The sequence below is a fragment of the Rhodococcus sp. JVH1 genome, from assembly GCF_000280725.2.
Taxonomy (GTDB): Bacteria; Actinomycetota; Actinomycetes; order Mycobacteriales; family Mycobacteriaceae; genus Rhodococcus_F; species Rhodococcus_F jostii_A.
On the sequence record NZ_CP166289.1, the window covers coordinates 1,986,005 to 2,003,386 of the forward strand.

16 protein-coding genes and 2 pseudogenes are annotated in these 17,382 nt (G+C 62.8%); 10 read left to right on the forward strand and 8 right to left on the reverse strand.

Annotated elements, in window-relative coordinates:
• Positions 1 to 100: 100 nt before the first annotated feature.
• From JVH1_RS09140 to JVH1_RS09150, 3 genes are read left to right on the forward strand one after another with little or no spacing between them, the layout of a single operon-like run.
• Complete coding sequence (locus tag JVH1_RS09140) at positions 101 to 1,960, forward strand: DUF4012 domain-containing protein (RefSeq protein ID WP_043781603.1); 1,860 nt, start codon at positions 101 to 103, stop codon at positions 1,958 to 1,960.
• 6 nt (positions 1,961 to 1,966) lie between these two features.
• The gene (locus tag JVH1_RS09145) at positions 1,967 to 2,392 is read left to right on the forward strand and encodes a CrcB family protein (RefSeq protein WP_043781601.1); all 426 of its coding nucleotides are present in this window, start codon (positions 1,967 to 1,969) and stop codon (positions 2,390 to 2,392) included.
• Positions 2,389 to 2,796 (forward strand): hypothetical protein, encoded by a 408-nt coding sequence (locus JVH1_RS09150; RefSeq protein WP_043781599.1) that lies wholly within the window; start codon positions 2,389 to 2,391, stop codon positions 2,794 to 2,796. Before JVH1_RS09145 ends, JVH1_RS09150 begins: the two co-directional genes overlap by 4 nt.
• Here JVH1_RS09150 and JVH1_RS09155 read toward each other — a convergent pair.
• The 4 genes from JVH1_RS09155 to rfbB are packed head-to-tail and all read right to left on the reverse strand — an operon-like array spanning position 2,793 to position 5,908.
• The gene (locus JVH1_RS09155) at positions 2,793 to 3,341 is read right to left on the reverse strand and encodes a YdcF family protein (RefSeq protein ID WP_043781596.1); all 549 of its coding nucleotides are present in this window, start codon (positions 3,339 to 3,341) and stop codon (positions 2,793 to 2,795) included. The genes JVH1_RS09150 and JVH1_RS09155 overlap by 4 nt on opposite strands.
• Positions 3,342 to 3,368: 27 nt before the next feature.
• On the reverse strand, positions 3,369 to 4,247 hold the full coding sequence (gene rfbA / locus JVH1_RS09160; protein ID WP_043781594.1) for a glucose-1-phosphate thymidylyltransferase RfbA: 879 nt from the start codon (positions 4,245 to 4,247) through the stop codon (positions 3,369 to 3,371).
• Positions 4,248 to 4,295: 48 nt separating this feature from the next.
• A complete protein-coding gene (locus JVH1_RS09165; RefSeq protein WP_043781591.1) occupies positions 4,296 to 4,916 on the reverse strand; it encodes a dTDP-4-dehydrorhamnose 3,5-epimerase family protein in 621 nt (206 codons plus the stop codon).
• Entirely contained in the window at positions 4,913 to 5,908 is a 996-nt protein-coding gene (rfbB, locus tag JVH1_RS09170) for a dTDP-glucose 4,6-dehydratase (RefSeq protein WP_043781589.1), read from the reverse strand. Before rfbB ends, JVH1_RS09165 begins: the two co-directional genes overlap by 4 nt.
• 640 nt (positions 5,909 to 6,548) lie before the next feature.
• On the opposite strand from rfbB, the gene JVH1_RS09175 reads away from it, so the two are divergent.
• The 3 genes from JVH1_RS09175 (at position 6,549) to JVH1_RS09185 (ending at position 9,200) form a co-directional block, all read left to right on the forward strand.
• Positions 6,549 to 7,544, forward strand: a complete 996-nt coding sequence (locus JVH1_RS09175; RefSeq protein ID WP_043781586.1) for a GDP-mannose 4,6-dehydratase — start codon at positions 6,549 to 6,551, stop codon at positions 7,542 to 7,544.
• Complete coding sequence (locus tag JVH1_RS09180; protein ID WP_043781583.1) at positions 7,541 to 8,527, forward strand: GDP-mannose 4,6-dehydratase; 987 nt, start codon at positions 7,541 to 7,543, stop codon at positions 8,525 to 8,527. Before JVH1_RS09175 ends, JVH1_RS09180 begins: the two co-directional genes overlap by 4 nt.
• 433 nt (positions 8,528 to 8,960) lie before the next feature.
• Positions 8,961 to 9,200 (forward strand): DapH/DapD/GlmU-related protein, encoded by a 240-nt coding sequence (locus JVH1_RS09185; RefSeq protein ID WP_272943942.1) that lies wholly within the window; start codon positions 8,961 to 8,963, stop codon positions 9,198 to 9,200.
• A gap of 105 nt (positions 9,201 to 9,305) precedes the next feature.
• Here JVH1_RS09185 and JVH1_RS09190 read toward each other — a convergent pair.
• The 4 genes and pseudogenes from JVH1_RS09190 to JVH1_RS09205 form a co-directional block, all read right to left on the reverse strand.
• A pseudogene (locus JVH1_RS09190) lies at positions 9,306 to 9,527 on the reverse strand (transposase); the annotation flags it as partial.
• A gap of 49 nt (positions 9,528 to 9,576) precedes the next feature.
• Positions 9,577 to 11,520, reverse strand: coding sequence for a tyrosine-type recombinase/integrase (locus JVH1_RS09195; protein WP_043783006.1), 1,944 nt, complete (start codon positions 11,518 to 11,520; stop codon positions 9,577 to 9,579).
• On the reverse strand, positions 11,517 to 12,578 hold the full coding sequence (locus tag JVH1_RS09200; RefSeq protein WP_043783004.1) for a tyrosine-type recombinase/integrase: 1,062 nt from the start codon (positions 12,576 to 12,578) through the stop codon (positions 11,517 to 11,519). Before JVH1_RS09200 ends, JVH1_RS09195 begins: the two co-directional genes overlap by 4 nt.
• A 112-nt stretch (positions 12,579 to 12,690) precedes the next feature.
• Positions 12,691 to 13,740 (reverse strand): annotated as a pseudogene (locus JVH1_RS09205) (IS256 family transposase); the annotation flags it as partial.
• A gap of 562 nt (positions 13,741 to 14,302) precedes the next feature.
• Here JVH1_RS09205 and JVH1_RS09210 point away from each other — a divergent pair.
• From JVH1_RS09210 to JVH1_RS09225, 4 genes are all read left to right on the forward strand, one after another.
• Positions 14,303 to 15,394 carry an IS630 family transposase gene (locus JVH1_RS09210; RefSeq protein WP_043782849.1) on the forward strand — a complete coding sequence of 364 codons (1,092 nt, stop codon included), beginning with the start codon at positions 14,303 to 14,305 and terminating at the stop codon, positions 15,392 to 15,394.
• 416 nt (positions 15,395 to 15,810) lie between these two features.
• Positions 15,811 to 16,215 (forward strand): transposase, encoded by a 405-nt coding sequence (locus JVH1_RS09215; RefSeq protein WP_083849925.1) that lies wholly within the window; start codon positions 15,811 to 15,813, stop codon positions 16,213 to 16,215.
• Positions 16,216 to 16,243: 28 nt separating this feature from the next.
• Entirely contained in the window at positions 16,244 to 16,456 is a 213-nt protein-coding gene (locus tag JVH1_RS09220) for a transposase (RefSeq protein ID WP_371113088.1), read from the forward strand.
• Between the two features lie 286 nt (positions 16,457 to 16,742).
• Positions 16,743 to 17,258: a hypothetical protein gene (locus JVH1_RS09225; RefSeq protein WP_009480582.1), complete on the forward strand. Its 516-nt coding sequence runs from the start codon at positions 16,743 to 16,745 to the stop codon at positions 17,256 to 17,258.
• Positions 17,259 to 17,382: the final 124 nt, after the last annotated feature.

A 17,382-nucleotide genomic window follows, 5' to 3' on the forward strand; every position in this document is an offset into this window, starting at 1 on the left:
GACAATAATGAGCAAGCGCGTTGCTCACTACGCGGGGGTCAAACCTGCGACGCACGTCACAGTATCCTCTACGCAACCACGATGACAGGAGCCACGATCCGTGAACGATCATTCCCGCGGTGACGCCGAGAACCCTGGCGCTTCGGGCACTTCCGCGGGCGAGCCCTCGGTTCGTCGCATCCGCAAGCGCACGAGTGTCCGCAGCAAGTCCTATAAGCGCAAGCGTTCCCTGATCACGGGCGGTTTTGTGGCTTCGCTGGTGGTAGTGGCACTGGGTCTGTGGCTCGGCTATTCGGCTAGGGAAGCACGCGCAAATCTGTACGAGTCGCGCAACCACGCACAGCTCGCGAAAGACGCGTTACTGGACGGTAATACAGAAGACGCAGAGCGCTCATCCGCCGACGCCGACAAGTACGCGAACCAGGCGTACGACTACACACACAACGTTCCATGGAGCGTCGCGTCCGCCATTCCGTGGCTGGGCAGCCCGCTCGAGACATCGCAGCAGATCTCCGAAGTTGTACGAGGCCTGACATCAGAGGTGCTCACACCCGCCGTGGCAGCCGGAACCTCTCTGGCGCCAAACCAACTCATCGCTTCCGGCGGCAAGGTAAATTTGCAGCCGCTACAGGATGCTGCGCCAGTACTGGATCAGACTGCCGTCGCTGCGCAGCGGTGGAACGATAAGGCACAGGCTATCGCGGCTCCGACATACCTGACGTCGGTTTCCGACGCTCGTACACAACTGCAGGACCAGCTTTCGGAGCTCTCGAAGCTGTTGGGAAATACCGCAATTGCCGCACAGCTGGCACCCGCAATGTTGGGCGCAGACGGCCCCCGCAACTACTTCATGGCCTTCCAAACCAACGCCGAGGCTCGCGGAACGGGCGGCCTGCTAGGTGGCTACGGTGTCATTCGTGCGAATGATGGTGTCGCACGGGTAGACACGCTAGGGCGGAACTCGGACCTTGTCGGCGCAGCAGCGCCGTTGGACCTGGGACCAGAATTCGCCGCCCAATACGGGCAGAGCCGACCGACCACAGACATCCGTAACAGTAACTTGAGTTCACACTTTCCCTATGCAGCGCAGATTTGGAAATCGATGTGGGCCCAGGAATCAGGCGAGCAGGTGGACGGTGCGATTGCCACCGACCCGATCGCGCTCAGCTACGTGCTCGGCGCCATCGGCCCGGTCAAAATGCCGGACGGAGAGGTGATCAACGCCGACAACGTGGTGGAACTGACCGAGTCGACCGCCTACGTCCGGTTTGCGGACGACAACAACGCCCGTAAGCAGTATCTTCAGACGGTGGCCGCTCGGGTGATCGACAAGATGACCGGTCAGATCCAGTCCCCCCAGAAGTTGCTAGACGCCCTCGGCCGCGCGGCCGGTGAGCGCCGTATCGCCGTGTGGAGCTCGCACCCTGAGGAGCAGCAAGTTCTGGCCGGGACCCCCCTCGGTCACACCGTCCCCGACGACGCGGCACCATTCGCCGGCGTCGTCATCAACAACCAGGCTGGTGGCAAACTCGACTACCACACGACGCGTGAGATCGACTACACGGCTGAGAGTTGCGCCGGCGACACCCGCCGCTCGACGGTGATAGTGAAGCTGACGAACAACACACCGGCGGGCGACTTCCCTGACTACGTCGCGGGAACGTTCATCAACACCCTCGGCGTACCTAAGGGCACCAACGTGTCGGCTGTGTCGCTTCTTGCGACACAGGGCGCCCAGCTACGGAACGTGACGGTGGACGGCAAGCCGGCCGTGTTCCTGACGGGCAAGGAAATGGGCCACCCACTGTTCGACGTGCTGGTTCCCGTGAGGCAGGGCCAGACGACGGAAATCAAATACCAGCTGACCGAGCCCGCCAGCCCGGGCGAGGCGCGAGTTCCGGTGCAACCCCTGGTAGATGATCCAACTGTCATCGTGGACGTGCCGAACTGCGGCGCCTGATTCGGAATGCTCTCAGACACCTCTCGCACCGCCGCCACCGCCCTGGCTGTGGCGGCCGGTGGCGCGGTGGGCGCTGCGTGCCGATACCAGATGTGGCGGTGGTGGCCGGACGACGCAATGCACTTTCCGCTCACCACGTTCGCCATCAATGCGGTGGGGTGCTTCCTGTTCGGCTTCTCTATCGGCGCGGTTCCGGACGGGAATCAGGATTCGACGGCCCTCGTGCATGCGTTCCTTACGTACGGTGTACTTGCCGGTTTTACAACGTTCAGCTTCTTTGCGGTACAGGGTGTCGCGCTCACCTCTCCCCGGATGGGGCTGCTGTATCTGGCGTTGACGCCAGTTTTGGCTGTCGGTGCGGCGTGGGCCGGCAGGGCGTGCGGGTGGGTCCTGTCGAAGCGCAGCAGTCGTGTGGGGAAACATGCGCAATGAACGTGTCAACGTCGATCAACTATGTGTTGTGGGTCGCGGCCGGTGGTGCGGTGGGGGCACTAGTGCATTACCTGGCCGTGACGGTCGCCGGCCCCCGCATCGGTGCGGGCCGAGTTGCGCTGCTACTCAACTCGTGTGCGTGTATGCTGCTCGGCATCGTCGTCGCATCGGGCCGGAGCGGGCATGGTTACGCGTTCTTCGCTGTCGGCGTACTCGGTTCGGTCGCGCCGTTTACCGCACTTGCCGGGCAGGCATTAGACCGCACTCGTCCTCGGTCTCGGCGCCGCACGATATTGCTCGCGATGTGGACTGCATTGGCTGGCGTGTCGATGGCGATAGTCGGATACATTCTCGCCGATCTCGGCAGCATCGCGTTCGAGAAGGTTCCAGGCAGCCTCCGCTAGCACGCCCCTTGCACTACGGCCTTGATGAACCCGACCGTTTGATACAGGTACGTGTATTCCCACTCGGCGAGGCTAAAGGTGTATTCGCGTGGCACGGGCCGCATGACGATCTCACCGTCGAAGCATTGGGAGAAGATATAACGCGCGCGCGGCAGGTGGTATCGCCAGCTGATCACCAGGATGCTGTGCCACCCGGTTTGTTCCGCGAGTTCGCGGGTGAATTGCGCCTCTCCCCGTGTCGTGGCAGGGACTGGGGACACACACGTGACAGTGAACCATGGATCTTTGGTCGCACAGTACGCGGCCATCCTCTTGTCACCTGTCCCGTAGGCGTTGGACAGGACGAGGTTCTTGGAGACCCCCAGCCGCGCAAGTTCCATGGCGTACTCTTCGCGCCCGTCGTGCCCACCACCGAGTACGACGATGGCGTCAACGGGTTTCACGGGGTCGACTCGAGCCTTGGTATAGACGAAGAAGCCCACGACGCCAACGACGACGACGAGCGCACTCATCGCGCCGACCAGCACCGTCGTTGCACGCCGCATGTCACCAACCTCAGGGCTAGTAAAAGTTCACTGCAAGTCTCGGCCACGCTCGAGGAGCTCGATGAGATATGAGCCGTAGCCGGACTTTACTAGTTTCTCTGCCCGGAGACGCAATTCGTCATCGGAGATGAATCCCTGTCGCCAACCAACTTCTTCGGGAGCGCCGATTTTGAGGCCCTGCCGTTGCTCGATAGTGCGGACGTAGTTGGACGCCTCGAGCAGCGAGTCGAACGTACCTGTGTCGAGCCAGGCGGTTCCTCGCGGCAGAACCTCGACGTTAAGGCGGTCCTGCTCGAGGTACGCACGGTTGACGTCGGTGATCTCGTACTCGCCGCGGTCCGAGGGCCGTAGATGCTTGGAGATCTCCACTACATCGTTGTCATAGAAGTACAACCCGGGCACCGCGAAGTTGGACTTTGGTGTTGAGGGCTTCTCTTCCAGCGAGAGTGCTCGGCCGCGGTCGTCGAACTCGACGACTCCGTAAGCGGACGGATCGGCAACCCAATAGGCGAAGATGGCTCCGCCGTCCAGGTGAACGAATCTGCCGAGCTGATGGCCGAGGCCGGAACCGTAGAAAATGTTGTCGCCGAGAACCAACGCGGCGGGGTCGCTGCCGATGTGGTCGGCGCCGAGCACAAATGCCTGCGCGAGCCCATTCGGCTCGTGTTGAACGGTATAGGTCAGGTTGACCCCGAATTGGGAGCCGTCGCCTAGAAGACGCTGGAATTGTTCGGCGTCGTGTGGAGTGGTGATCACGAGGATGTCACGGATGCCTGCGAGCATCAGTGTGGTGAGCGGGTAGTAGATCATCGGCTTGTCGTAGACAGGTACGAGCTGTTTGCTAATGCCGATGGTGATCGGATGCAGGCGTGTACCGGAACCGCCGGCGAGGATGATGCCTTTCATGCGCGAATCCCTTTCACACCAGGTGTTGTGCTCGAACTGCGGAGCTCGTTAAGTGAGACCATCAACCCAGTCCCTCACGTTGTCATACCTGGGCAACAGCCCTTGGTCCGTTGCCTCGGACAGAGACGGCGCCGACGTGTCCTTCTCGGACAGACTGAGTTCGAGCGTGGATCCAGACCGCGATGTTGTCGGCCACTCGATACCGATCTCGGGGTCGAGTGGATTGATTCCACGCTCATGGCCGGGTGCGTAGCCCGATGAGCACAGATAGACGACCGTCGAATCATCCTCGAGCGAGAGGAATGCGTGACCCAATCCCTCGGAGAGGTAGATCGCACGGCGATCCACATCGTCGAGTAATACCGAGTCCCACGTTCCGAAGGTGGGCGAGTCTACCCGTGTGTCGACGACCACATCCAGGACGGCTCCCCTGACACATGTCACGTACTTCGCCTGGCCGGGGGGCACATCCGCGAAATGGATGCCCCTGAGGACCCCGGCTGCCGACACGGAACAATTGGCTTGCGCGAGGTTCAGCGAATACCCCACCGCATCCACAAACGTTGGTTCTTTGAACCATTCGAGGAACACTCCTCGGTCGTCCCCGAACTGCTTCGGGGTTACTTCCCACGACCCCGCTACCTTCAACTCACGGATATCCACCGTCATGCCCCCTGTGACTGGTATCTGGCCTCGACGGCGACCTTGCCGTCTTCCCACCACGAACAGTTGTCCCGGTACCAGTCGATCGTGGCTTGCAAACCTTCACGGAAATTGGTGTAGCGCGGCCTCCAACCGAGTTCATTGCGCAGCGTGGACGAGTCGATGGCATACCTCAGGTCGTGCCCGGCTCTGTCGGTGACGTGGTCGAAGTCGTCAGGGTCTTTGCCCATCAGTTCCAGAATCATTCGTACGACTGAGAGGTTGTCGAGTTCGCCGTCTGCACCGATGAGATAGGTACGGCCGATCTCCCCCGACTCGAGGATTCGCCACACGGCTGAGTTGTGGTCCTCGACGTGGATCCAGTCGCGCACGTTCTTACCCGCGCCGTAGAGCTTGGGACGCGCGCCGGCCAGGATGTTGGTGATCTGCCGCGGAATGAACTTCTCGATGTGCTGATACGGCCCGTAGTTGTTGGAACAGTTAGACAACGTCGCCTGTACACCGAACGACCGAACCCAGGCACGAACGAGCATGTCCGACGCCGCCTTTGTCGACGAGTACGGACTTGACGGGTTGTAGGGCGTGTGCTCTGTGAACTTCGCCGGGTCGTCCAGCTCAAGGTCGCCGTACACCTCGTCTGTCGACACGTGGTGGTATCGCACACCGTGCTCGCGAACGGCTTGCAGCAAGGTGTAAGTGCCGATGACGTTGGTCTGCACGAATGGACCCGGGTCGGCGAGTGAGTTGTCGTTGTGGGACTCTGCCGCAAAGTGCACCACGGCATCGGACTCTGAAATGAGTGTGTTGACCAGGTCGGCGTCGGTGATGTCACCTTCGACGAAGTTGGCCGAGTCTCGGACTGAAGACAGCGAGGTTTGCGAACCCGCGTAAGTGAGCGCATCGAGCACCGTCACCTCGATACCCGGGCGATCGCGCACGGTGTCATTCACAAAGTTCGAGCCGATGAAACCAGCACCACCGGTGACCAAAATCCGCACATTGTCTCCATGTTCCGCGGGAATTCGCACTCATGCCGGTGTTCTGAATCCACACCGCGTACCAGAGGCTATTAGCCCCGACGCCACACTGCCAGCGGCCGATACAGTGTCCTATGACACACCACCTGCATCCGAATGCGCTTGTTTAGTCGCCTGACCAACAAATCGTACGCAACCGCAGCATCGACATCGTGGCTCAGACGTGATCTGCCGCAGGTCCAGACCCGTCGGTGGCGCGCCGGAGCGCCGACCCGCGACGGGAAGGTGCCCGCCATTCGCCGACCGACATTGTCGACCGCCACCCACCGGAAGCGCACGCCGCGCAGATCTGACCCTAGACGTCCAACTCCAACCCTAGACGTCCAACTCCAATTTTCGCGTAGGCGTCAGAGGCACCACCTCGAAGTGCTCCGGGACACTGCGCTTCGATAGTCCTGCCCGGGAGTTGACGAACAGATCGATCAGGGTATCACCGGCCCGTCTAGGGACCGGGGCCCTGCGTCCCATTGAGGACATGCAAACCCGACGCTGAGCGGATACAGCGTTCACTGGGAGCACCGACCGGGCTCAATTGCAAGTCCTCGCTTACAATCAGCTCGCCAGAAGAGGCAAACCCCAAAGCTATCGGAATGAGGCCTACATGAAGAGCGCCCTTATCACCGGAATTACTGGCCAAGACGGCCCCTACCTCGCTGAACTTCTCTATGAGAAGGGGTACCGAGTCTACGGTCTCATCCAAGGACAGAACAACCCGAAGGCGGCGAGGCTCGCGGAAACCCATCCGTACGTTGAGATCCTCAGTGGCAATCTTCTCGATCTCTCAAGCTTGATGCGAGCATTCTCTGCCGCCGAGCCAGACGAAGTGTATAACCTGGGAGCGATCTCGTTCGTCGCCTACTCATGGGAGAATGCGCGCCTAACCACCGACGTCACTGGCGGCGGTGTGCTCAACGTGCTTGAGGCTCTGCGTTTCTACCAGGATCAGACTGGCAAGCAGGTACGCTTTTACCAGGCCTCAAGCTCGGAGATGTTTGGGAAAGTCCAAGAGGTCCCGCAGCGTGAGAGCACGCTGCTTTGGCCCCGCTCCCCCTACGCGGTCGCGAAGGTCTACGGTCACCACCTCACTATCAACTATCGAGAGTCCTATGGCCTTCACGCAAGCTCGGGCATCCTTTTCAATCACGAATCTCCTCGCCGTGGACAAGAGTTCGTAACTCGCAAAGTCACCCAATCGGTCGCTCGCATTTCACTCGGGCTGCAGGATCGCATCGCACTCGGCAACCTCGATGCGGAGCGCGACTGGGGCTTCGCCGGTGATTACGTGGAGGCTATGTGGCTTATGCTCCAGCAACACGAGGCCGACGATTACGTCATTTGCACTGGTGAGTCGCACTCGATCCGCGACCTCCTCACCATTGCTTTCAACGAGGTAGGAATCTCCGACTGGTCCCATCTCGTTTACTCGGATCCAAAGTTCTTCCGTCCTGCGGAGGTCGACCACCTTATTGGCGACGCATCGAAGGCCCGAGACAAGCTGGGCTGGTCACCGAAGGTCAGCTTTGAGCAATTGGTCCGGATGATGGTCCAGAATGACGTGGACGAACAGTCCAAGCTCTCGACCGGAACTCGTTCGTGACGCTTGGGCTGAAGGGGGATAGACAGACCGCCCTGATCACCGGCGCATCCGGCCAGGACGGGAGCTACCTTGTCGAGCGCCTTCTTGACGACGGGTGGCACGTACACGGGACTGTGCAATCCATGTCGAGCACTCAACGCCTTCATCCTGATGCCTCTAGACTCGAACTTCGCGTGGCGGACCTTTCGGACGCCGACACCTGTCGGCAGCTCGTTCTGGACACGGTTCCTGACGCGGTGTTCCACTTCGCGGGGGTCTCGTCGGTCTCCCACTCGTGGGATGAGCCGCTTGAAACAGCGAAAGTAAACGGGATCTCCGCGGTAGCACTGATGGAAGGCTGCCACCGCCTTCAAGAAATTAACGGACGGGAAATTCGCTTCGTCAATGCATCAAGCGCAGAGATCTTCGCGGGCACCGGTCAGTCCCCACAGAATGAACTGACCGCGATTGCGCCGGTCAATCCATACGGCGCATCCAAAGCATTTGCACACAACATGGTCCAGACATTCAGAGCACGCGGTCTGCATGCGAGTAACGCGATCTTCTATAATCACGAGTCACCTCGCCGACCCACCCAATTTGTTACACGCAAGATCACCGCTGGCGTCGCGGCAATTTTCCATGGGCGTACCGACATACTCGAGCTAGGCAGACTTGACGTAAGGCGTGACTGGGGATGGGCACCAGACTACGTCGATTGCGCAATCCGAATTGCACAGCACCAACAGCCCGATGACTTCATCGTCGCGACCGGGAAGTCGCATTCTGTCGAAGACTTTGTCGTCAGAGCGTTCCATGCCGTCGGCATCAGCGAATGGTCGCGTTATGTCACGATCGATCGCCAACTCTTGCGACAAAACGACTCTCTACAACTCGTTGGCGACGCAACGAGGGCACGCGAGGAACTTGGCTGGGTACCAACGAAAACCTTCCAGGAAGTCGTCGAGGCGATGGTTCAGCATGACCTCCAGATCAAAATTTGAGAAAATGATGCCGTAAGGCCGCGCAACTCCAATTGCACGGCGCATTAGTGACAATACCGGCCACGTGCCCAGTTCTCCATTATCGATTCAAGCAATGGGAAACGTCCCGTACAACAAGAGCTAAAGAGAGGACGCAGTGCCCCGCCTTCGCTCCATAGCCATCGCAATCAGTTCGCGAGCAAGAGGACGCTTGCGCGGAATTCACGGCGCACGAGTGCTCTCCCAAGTAAAGATCGTACGACAAAACGGCAAAATTTGTGCGAACGGCGCGACCTTCCGCACCGGAGTCCGGATAGCCGTAATTGGAACGGCAGATCACCCGGCCATACTTCGGTTGGGTCCCCGCTCATCAATAGGAGAGCGGACAATTCTTAACGTAGCGTCGGGCATGAGCATTGGCGAAGATTCACAAGTATCTTGGAATTGCCAAATTATGGATACAGATTTCCATAAGATTCACTATACCGACGGGGCGGTGCCGGCATCATCCAAACCTGTCACGATCGGTTCCCACGTCCTCGTTGGGACGGGAGCGATCATCCTGAAAGGTGTTACGGTTGGCGATGGCGCGGTCATAGCCGCCGGGTCCGTAGTGACTAATGATGTGCCGCCAAATTGGCTAGTCGGCGGAAACCCGGCGCGACCAATACGAGAGGTCGATCGATGGGAGTGACCTACCCGTTCCTCCTGACTGTAGCCCGGCGAGCAGGTCCAGGTGATGCGTAGGTCAAGTCCCAGGGCGTGGTGTACGACGGTCGACGCGTGACTCCTCGTGGGGTTATGCGGTCAGAGCCGCCGGCGTCACCTCCTCGGTAGGTTCGGGTGTTGCGTGGGTGCCGCGAGACCGGGCGAGCACGTCGAGGCCGAGGTAGCGGCGGCCTTCGATCCACTCGTCATGCTGCTCGGCGAGTACCGCGCCGACGAGCCGAATCAGGGCGGTGCGATCGGGGAAGATCCCGACGACATCAGTCCTCCGGCGGATCTCCTTGTTCAATCTCTCCTTTAACCGGCCTTCGCGTGTGGGTCAATCGCAGACTGGCGATCTGGAGTCAGCGGTCGAGCCGGTGGAGGTGATCGGTCAGGGCGTCTGCAACGCGGTGGTGGCGAGCAGCTTCGTCGGGCCAGCCGCGGTCGCAGGCATCGGCTTCGAGTGCCTGGACGTCGGTGCGTTGCGCCTCGAGCGCGCCGCGGAACTCGGGTCCGGTGACGAAGTTGTCGCAGGTCTCGCAGATGTTGGCATAGGGACAGGCTCCGGCCGCTTCGTGCCGAGAACAGTAGCCATGGGCAACACGGGTTTTGAGCATCTCGCTGCCGAGCCAGCTGACGGTGTCGGGAACGATCGGCTTGCCGACCGGGGTAAGGGTGAACCGGCGGCGCATCTTGCCCATGGCCTGGTCGTAGGCGTCGCGCAACGTCGGCGATGCGAGGGTGGCGTAGCGGAGAGTCATCTGAGGAGTGACGTGCCCGAGCAGCGCCATCAACGCCTGCAGGCTCATCCCGGCATTGGCGAGCTCGGTGGCCCAGGTATGCCGCAGCTGGTGCGGGGTGACAATCAGGGGCCCGCCGCCAGTGCCGCGCAACCCAGACCGTTCAACGGCGGCGAGCAGCCCGTTGCGCAGCCGGGTCTGGCCGAGGCGGCGGCCGTGCGCGACGAACAGAAAATCGGTCAAAGCTCCGGTGCGCGGATGCGGCAGTGGTCGGCAGACGCCGCGTTGGGTGGTCCACTCGTCCAACACCGCGACGGTGGCGGCCGAGAGCGGCACCATGCGCTCGGTCGCGAGTTTGCCCAGCGGCACCTTCAGCCAGGTCCCGGCCGGGCCGTAGTCGACGACGCTGCTGAGCTCGAGATCGAGCAGTTCCCCGACCCGCAACCCCGCCCCGCGGAGCGCCGTCAACCCGATGCGGGCGAACGGATCCTCCAATCCGGCAACAGCGTTCATCACCACGCCGTCGACGTCGGGTGCCAGTGCGCGGGGCAAGGGTTGGTCGAGCTTGGGGACGTCGGCAGCGAAGACCAGCCGACGCGGTGGTGCCTGCTCCCAGCCCCATTCGGTGAGATCGTCAAGTAGGTTGCGCAGGCTCAGCACCGCCGATTGGATCACGGCCCTCGAGATGGTGCGTCCGGCGCCGGCTGCGGCGCGTTGCCCACGCCAGGTGCGGGTGCGGTTCCAGGCGAGGAAGCCCTCGATGTGACTGCGGTCGAGGCCGTCGAGGGACGTGACCTCGGGGTGGTGTGTGGTGAGGTAGTCGGCGAACGGCAGGAGGTCGTTGATCAGTGATTCGACGGATTTCGGGCGAAGCACGGCGGCTCGGACGGTGACGTAGCGCAACAACGTCTCGCGGATCGCGTCTGCCATCGGAACGTCGGCGAACCGTTGGGCGTGGCTGCGGGCCCAGGACCGGCGCCGTGGTGGAATGTCGACGATGCGGGCCTCGAACAGCACCTGCCGCAGACCCGCGATCCGGTTGCGGTATGCCCGCCGAGACGACGGCGGAATAGATTGTGTTGCAGCCAATGCGGCGTCGAAATCGTCGACGGTGTCGTTGGTGATGTCGCTGACGAGTCCGCCATGCCAGGCGAGCAGCACCGCCAGGCACTCGCCGAGGACGGTCTCGACCCACGACGGTGCCCAGCCCAAGGCCAGTCCGGCAGTCCGGGCCGCGGCGAACCCGTCCGGGTCGCGGGCCTCGACCGCACTCCCGAGTCCGGTGAGGTTCTTGACCGCGGCGAACTCGAGGTCCAGTCGCAGCTCGTCTCGACCGATGACGTGACACAACAGCGGCCACGCCCCGGTGCTGCGGAGTTCGGTAAGCCGGTCCGAGGCAGGCCGGGCCATCCATTCCCGCAGATCCGGGTGCACGGCCAGGAATGCGGTTGCGATGCGGGTGCGGCCGCGGACGGCTCTTCCGCCCAGCCCGAGGGTGGCGACGTGGTCGAGATAGCCGGCCAGCACCGTATCCGGGTCCACCACGGTCGGCCATGCCGTGGTCATCGCCGTGCCCCGGCGAGACTGGCCCGGGCGGCGCCGTATTCGGCGGCGAGCTGCTCGATCGACAGGTGCACGTACTCGGCGGTGGTCTCCGGGGAGGCGTGCCCCATCAACTCCCGCAGCACCATCAGATCGATTCCCGCGGAGGCGAGTTCGGTGCCGTAGGTGTGTCGCAGCCGGTGCGGACGCACCCGACCCGCGCCGGACAGGTCCCGGTGCCGCCGGAACAACGATCGCAACCCGGCCTCGGTCACCGGCGCCCCCACGGTGGGGCCCCGCAGCACCACGAAGCACTCCGGTGTGACCAACCCGGGTGGCCGCTCGAGGCGCAGATAGGCCGATAGTTCGGTGAAGAACACCGCATCGACCGGCACCACACGCTCCTTCGAACCCTTGCCGAGCACCCGCAGCCGGCGTCGACCGAAATCCACCTCCGCCAACCGAAGCGATCGCACCTCGGCGCTGCGCAGACCCCCGAGCAGCATCGCCCACACCATCGCCCGATCCCGATGGGTGCGCAGCGACGAGACGAACACGTCCACCGCGTCGGCGTCGAGGGATTCGGGCAGCAACCGCGGCTGGCGCACCAGACGGCCTCCGGCCCGGGGCCGGCCGGGCCCGAGATGCCCGAGCAAACCCCGCCCCGACGGACGTAACCCTTGACCCCGCCGGGGTGAGGGCACCGGATTGTCGGCGCGCACCCCGGTCATCACCAGGTACTCGAACAACGCCCGCACCGCCGCGACCCGCCGGTTGATCGTCGACGCCGCCGCCGTGCGCTGCCTGCCGTTCCTCGTCGTTGCGCCGGGTCGGGGATCACGGCGCACGCCCTGCCAGTCGATCCACTCGAACACGGTCACCGGCGTCACCGACGCCAATCCGAGATCGCGGGCGATCAGGAACCGCGCCAGGTTCAGCACATCGAAGGCATACGCCCGCACCGTCGCCACGCTGAACGCACGCCCGGCCAGATGTTTGAGGAACGCGTTCGCTGCCGCGCAACCCTCCCACTCGCCGACCACCACATAACCGTCGTCCACCGCGTGCACCCGAACGGCCATCGCCTGCTCCTCTCCGATCGAGCCGACACCGTCAGCATGCGCCCCATCCGGCCATCGGCCCCGGACCTCACGCCGCGCATAGAATCGTGTCGCCCGAGAGCCGGTTAACCGATCGGGGATTGTTCGACCAGATCTGACGCCAGATCTGCTTCGGGAAGCCGGTGAACGCGAGCAGATCCGGGCGAGCCGCGTCGAGATGGTCGGCGACCTTCGGAAGCTTCTCCGACAAGGCGTCGATCACCCGACCATATTGAGCATGAACGGAATCGGCGTCCGGCTGGTCGTAGACGGAGTGCAGGAGCGCACGCACCCAGGGCCACGAGTTCTTCGGTGTCTGGGACATGAGATTGGTCGAATAATGCGTTCGGCAGCGTTGCCAAGCGGCTCCGGGCAAGGTGGCGCCGATCGCCGACACGAGGCCGGCGTGCGCGTGAAGAGGTCACCAACCGCACGCCGGACAGCCCGCGGGCGACCAGCGACCGGAAGAACGCCAGCCAACCGGCCCCGTCCTCGGCGGAGGTCACCTCGATTCCCAGGATCTCGCGGTAGCCCTCGGCGTTCACTCCGACCGCGACGAGCGCGTGCACGTTCACCACCCGGCCGTTCTCGCGGACCTTCAGGACGAGGGCGTCGGCGGCGACGAACGTGTACGGGCCGGCGTCGAGCGGGCGGCTGCGGAACGCCTCCACCTGGGCGTCGAGGTCCTTGGCCATCACGGACACCTGGGATTTCGACAGGCTGGTGATGCCGAGCGAGTCGACGAGTTTCTCCATCCGGCGGGTCGAGACCCCGAGCAGGTAGCAGGTGGCCATTACCGACGTCAGGGCCCGCTCGGCACGCTTGCGGCGCTGCAGTAACCAATCAGGAAAGTACGAGCCCTGACGCAGCTTGGGGATCGCGATGTCAAGGGTTCCGGCGCGGGTGGGGGTACCGCCCTGCACGCAGTGCTTGGGGGAGCGAAGTCCCGGTGGCGGTAACCGTTCCGGCTGTTGGTGCGGTCCTCGGAGCGTTCACCAAAACCGGCGCCGCACAGGCTGTCGGCCTCGGCGCCCATCAGCGCGTCGATGAACGTGGACAGCAGGCTGCGCAGCAGGTCGGGGCTGGCGTCGGTGAGGCGATCGGTCAGGAACTGGTGCAGGTCGATATCGTGGGCAGTGGTCATCGCGTGCTCTTTCGTCGAGTCGAGTTGGTAGCTCTCTCGAAGAATCACGCGATGACCGCCTACTTTCCGGCTACGACACGCCGGTGACGTCCTGATCCGGCTCGTACACCATCGTCATGGACGCAACCGATGCGTACGCTGGATGCACACGACTTTTGTGGGCTCTCTTCTCGGTAGCGCGTAAAGATGGGTCGCGTGTCGTAAGACATTGAAGGCCCGTGGGTCTGCTGCGATGTGTGTTGCCGACGTAAAAGCACAGCAAGGAATCCCACGAGGCGTGAGTGAGCCTATCGGTTTGCAACGCGATGCTGCGACACCCTGTTCGCACTGCCCGAATATCGTGTGGTCGCCGTTGGTGAGGAACCGACTTTCGGTCGGTAGGCGGACATTGAGATCACCAGCGAGGCCGTGTGCCCCTTGTTCACCGTCCCGGCATTAGGGTGCATTCATCCAGGTCGCAGCGGGTGCGTGACAATCCGATCGCGGGTGCACTCGTCGTGATCTGGCAAAGCGCCGCTAGTGTCCTGAGTCATAAATAAGCCATCGGTTGTTAAGATTGGTCATGGCAACTCGCGGTCCGCGACCGACGGACATTGTGCTGACCGAGACCGAACGCGCAGAACCTGAGGGGTGGTCGCGGCGACGCAAGACCGCTGCAGGTTTGGCGGTACGGTCGCGAATCATCCTCGCTGCTGCCGATGGTGGATCGAATACCGAAGTGGCGCAGAGGCTGGGGTTGAACCGAGGCACGGTGCGGCGGTGGCGCGACAGGTTCGTCGAGGACCGATGTGACGGGTTGCTCGACGAACCACGCCCCGGCCGTCCCCGGACGATCGACGACGACAAGATCAAGGATCTGATTACCTCGACCCTCGAAACGACACCGAAGAACGCCACACACTGGTCCACACGATCGATGGCAGAGCATCTCGATATCTCGCAATCGACGGTCTCGAGGGTGTGGCGCGCGTTCGGTTTGGCCCCGCACAAACAAGACTCGTGGAAACTGTCGAAGGATCCACTGTTCACGGAGAAGGTCCGTGACGTCGTCGGCCTGTACATGAACCCGCCCGAGCGGGCTCTGGTGCTCTGCGTCGACGAGAAGACTCAGATCCAAGCACTGGACCGGACCCAACCGATATTCCCGATGCTTCCCACCACCCCGCAACGCGCCAGTCACGACTACGTCCGCAACGGCACCTCGAGCCTGTACGCCGCTCTCGACATCGCCTCGGGGAAGGTGATCGGATCACTCCATTCACGTCACCGCGCACAAGAATTCATCGCATTTCTCCGCAAGATCGACGCTCAGGTTCCCGACGATCTCGATGTCCACCTCGTGATGGACAATGCATCGACCCACAAGACTCCCGCGGTCAAACGATGGCTCCTCGCGCACCCGCGCTTCGTCAGCCACTTCACACCGACCAGCTCATCATGGATGAACCTCGTCGAACGCTGGTTCGCCGAACTGACCACCAAGAAGCTCCAACGCTCCACGCATACCTCGGTCCAACAGCTCAACAAAGACATCCGGGCATGGATCGAGACCTGGAACGACAACCCCAGACCTTACGTCTGGATCAAGACCGCCGACCAGATCCTCGACTCCATCGCACACTACTGCGCCAGAATTAAAGACTCAGGACACTAGTTCTGAGACATCACCACCTGCCCGAAGCGGGCCTTCTCCGAATTGACTGTCCAGATGCCGCAGTTCGCACGGTCGACGATGACGCTGCGGGACGCACTCGTCGATGCGGTCACTCGGTGTGGGCGCGCTGCCAGCGAGGACGCCGGCTCGTCTTCCGTGTCATGGTGGTTGGTCCAGGCCACACTCACCGCCGCGGAGGCGATGATCGCCGACGTCGACGAACTGCCGTGCGCCGGATCGGTATCGACGAATGCCGGTACCGGCGAGTCCGGTACTTCCGCCTTTCGACCGGCACGTGGCGCAGGTATGAGCCTTGGATGTCCACGATCGTCGGCCTAGAGACCGGCAGGGTCCTCGGTGTGGTCGACGGCCGCGACAACAAGGGTGTCGCCATGTGGCTCGCTGCCCATCCGTAGGTGTGGCGGTACGGTATCGAGGTGGTCGCGATCGATCCGTCCGCGGCGTTCGCGAAAGCGATCCGAACCCACCTGCCGAACGCTGCGGATCAGTGTCGACGCGTTCACCTGGCCAAGCTAGCAAACGACATGGTTACGACTGTGCGGCAACGTCTTTTACAGCAATACAAGAACCAGCGAGGCCGGTCGGGTGATCTGTCTTGGGCGAACAGGCTGCTCCTGCACGGGGCGGACACCCTGTCTCCGCCGGGTGGGCACGGCTTCGGTCGGTCTTCGCCCACGACGATCCGACCGGAGAGCTCGCCGCCGCGTGGGGCATCAGGGAACAACTCCGCCGGTTGTTGGCCCACTACGTCCAGATCGCAGGAATGCCGGCTCTACAACTTTGTCGGGCAATCAGCATGAAGTCTCAGTTGCGGCCCGCTGGGTGCGGGTGCAGTGGAAGCGTATCCGGCGGGCCGAATTCTCACGATTTCGGAACCCCCAACCGGCGCGCTTGACGGCTTTCACGAGCCGGTTGTACCCCAACGCCAGAACGGAGGCCGCGAACACCGGCATCAAGAACATCAAACGCATCCGCCGCGGGTTCAGGGACGTGAAGCGCTGCCGCCCCCGTATTCTGCTCACCAGTGCCGCCCGCTGTTGAGTGTCTCTTCAAATGGCGACCACTGGGCCGGTGATCGTCACTGCCGATACCGATGTGTACCGGGTGGAGGCCCGATCATGCGTATCATCACAGCGCCGACGACGGGGCGACGCCGAATTAGGGCTGCACGGCCTGTCGAACGCAGATCGCGGGGTGACGACGGCCCGGTCGTCGGCATCGGCGGTGACGGCGCGACACGAAACACTGCGCCGCCAACATGAACGGCCCCTGCCGCGGCCCCGTCGGGTAGTCAAGACTGGTCCAGTCATGAGCGGAGCCATCGGAAGTGATCATCATTCGCCGGCCCGAGGAGGCCGAAAAACTCCTCGACACCGGCACCATGGTCTGCCCGTCCTGCCGGGGGCCGCTGGCCAAAAGGGCTACGGTCACGAGCGCACCGTCCGCGCCCCCGGGCGCCGCGACCGTGCGCCCAAGTCGGGTCCGCAGCCGCGAATGCACCGCCACCCACATCCTGCTGCCCACAGCCATGCACGCCCGCCGCGCCGACACCACCGAGGTGATCGGCAGCGCCCTGATCCACAAGGCGAAAGTCCTGGGGTTCCGGCGTAGCGCCGACCGGCTGGCTCGCTCGCCGTCCACGGTGCGCCGCTGGCTGCGCCGCACCACCGATGAGCATTTGCAGCGGATGGGTCACCAGGACACCCGGCAGCTGATCGAGTCGCCCGCGAAGTGTTTTCCGAGATCCGGCATACGGGGAACCCGCTGCTGCACGCCGTGTACATCCTCGCGGCAGCGACGGCCGAGGATCGTCGCCGCTACGGGTTCACCGACCCACCGTTGAACCTGATCGGCAACTACACAAAGGCTGACTGCCGGCCCAACCACCATCGAGCTGACACGACCGCCCCGCCGGGCCCTCCAGCGCCTGGATCCGGCCGTCACCGTGCCGATCATCGGCGTTCACA

Bases quoted from the DNA above. Each gene is read 5' to 3' on its own strand.
- JVH1_RS09165 (WP_043781591.1), bottom strand. From the start codon at position 4,916: ATGACGGTGGATATCCGTGAGTTGAAGGTAGCGGGGTCGTGGGAAGTA.
- JVH1_RS09185 (WP_272943942.1), top strand. From the start codon at position 8,961: ATGGATACAGATTTCCATAAGATTCACTATACCGACGGGGCGGTGCCG.
- JVH1_RS09150 (WP_043781599.1), top strand. From the start codon at position 2,389: ATGAACGTGTCAACGTCGATCAACTATGTGTTGTGGGTCGCGGCCGGT.
- JVH1_RS09175 (WP_043781586.1), top strand. From the start codon at position 6,549: ATGAAGAGCGCCCTTATCACCGGAATTACTGGCCAAGACGGCCCCTAC.
- JVH1_RS09200 (WP_043783004.1), bottom strand. From the start codon at position 12,578: ATGGCCGTTCGGGTGCACGCGGTGGACGACGGTTATGTGGTGGTCGGC.
- JVH1_RS09210 (WP_043782849.1), top strand. From the start codon at position 14,303: ATGGCAACTCGCGGTCCGCGACCGACGGACATTGTGCTGACCGAGACC.
- JVH1_RS09155 (WP_043781596.1), bottom strand. From the start codon at position 3,341: ATGCGGCGTGCAACGACGGTGCTGGTCGGCGCGATGAGTGCGCTCGTC.
- rfbA (WP_043781594.1), bottom strand. From the start codon at position 4,247: ATGAAAGGCATCATCCTCGCCGGCGGTTCCGGTACACGCCTGCATCCG.
- JVH1_RS09145 (WP_043781601.1), top strand. From the start codon at position 1,967: ATGCTCTCAGACACCTCTCGCACCGCCGCCACCGCCCTGGCTGTGGCG.
- JVH1_RS09195 (WP_043783006.1), bottom strand. From the start codon at position 11,520: ATGACCACGGCATGGCCGACCGTGGTGGACCCGGATACGGTGCTGGCC.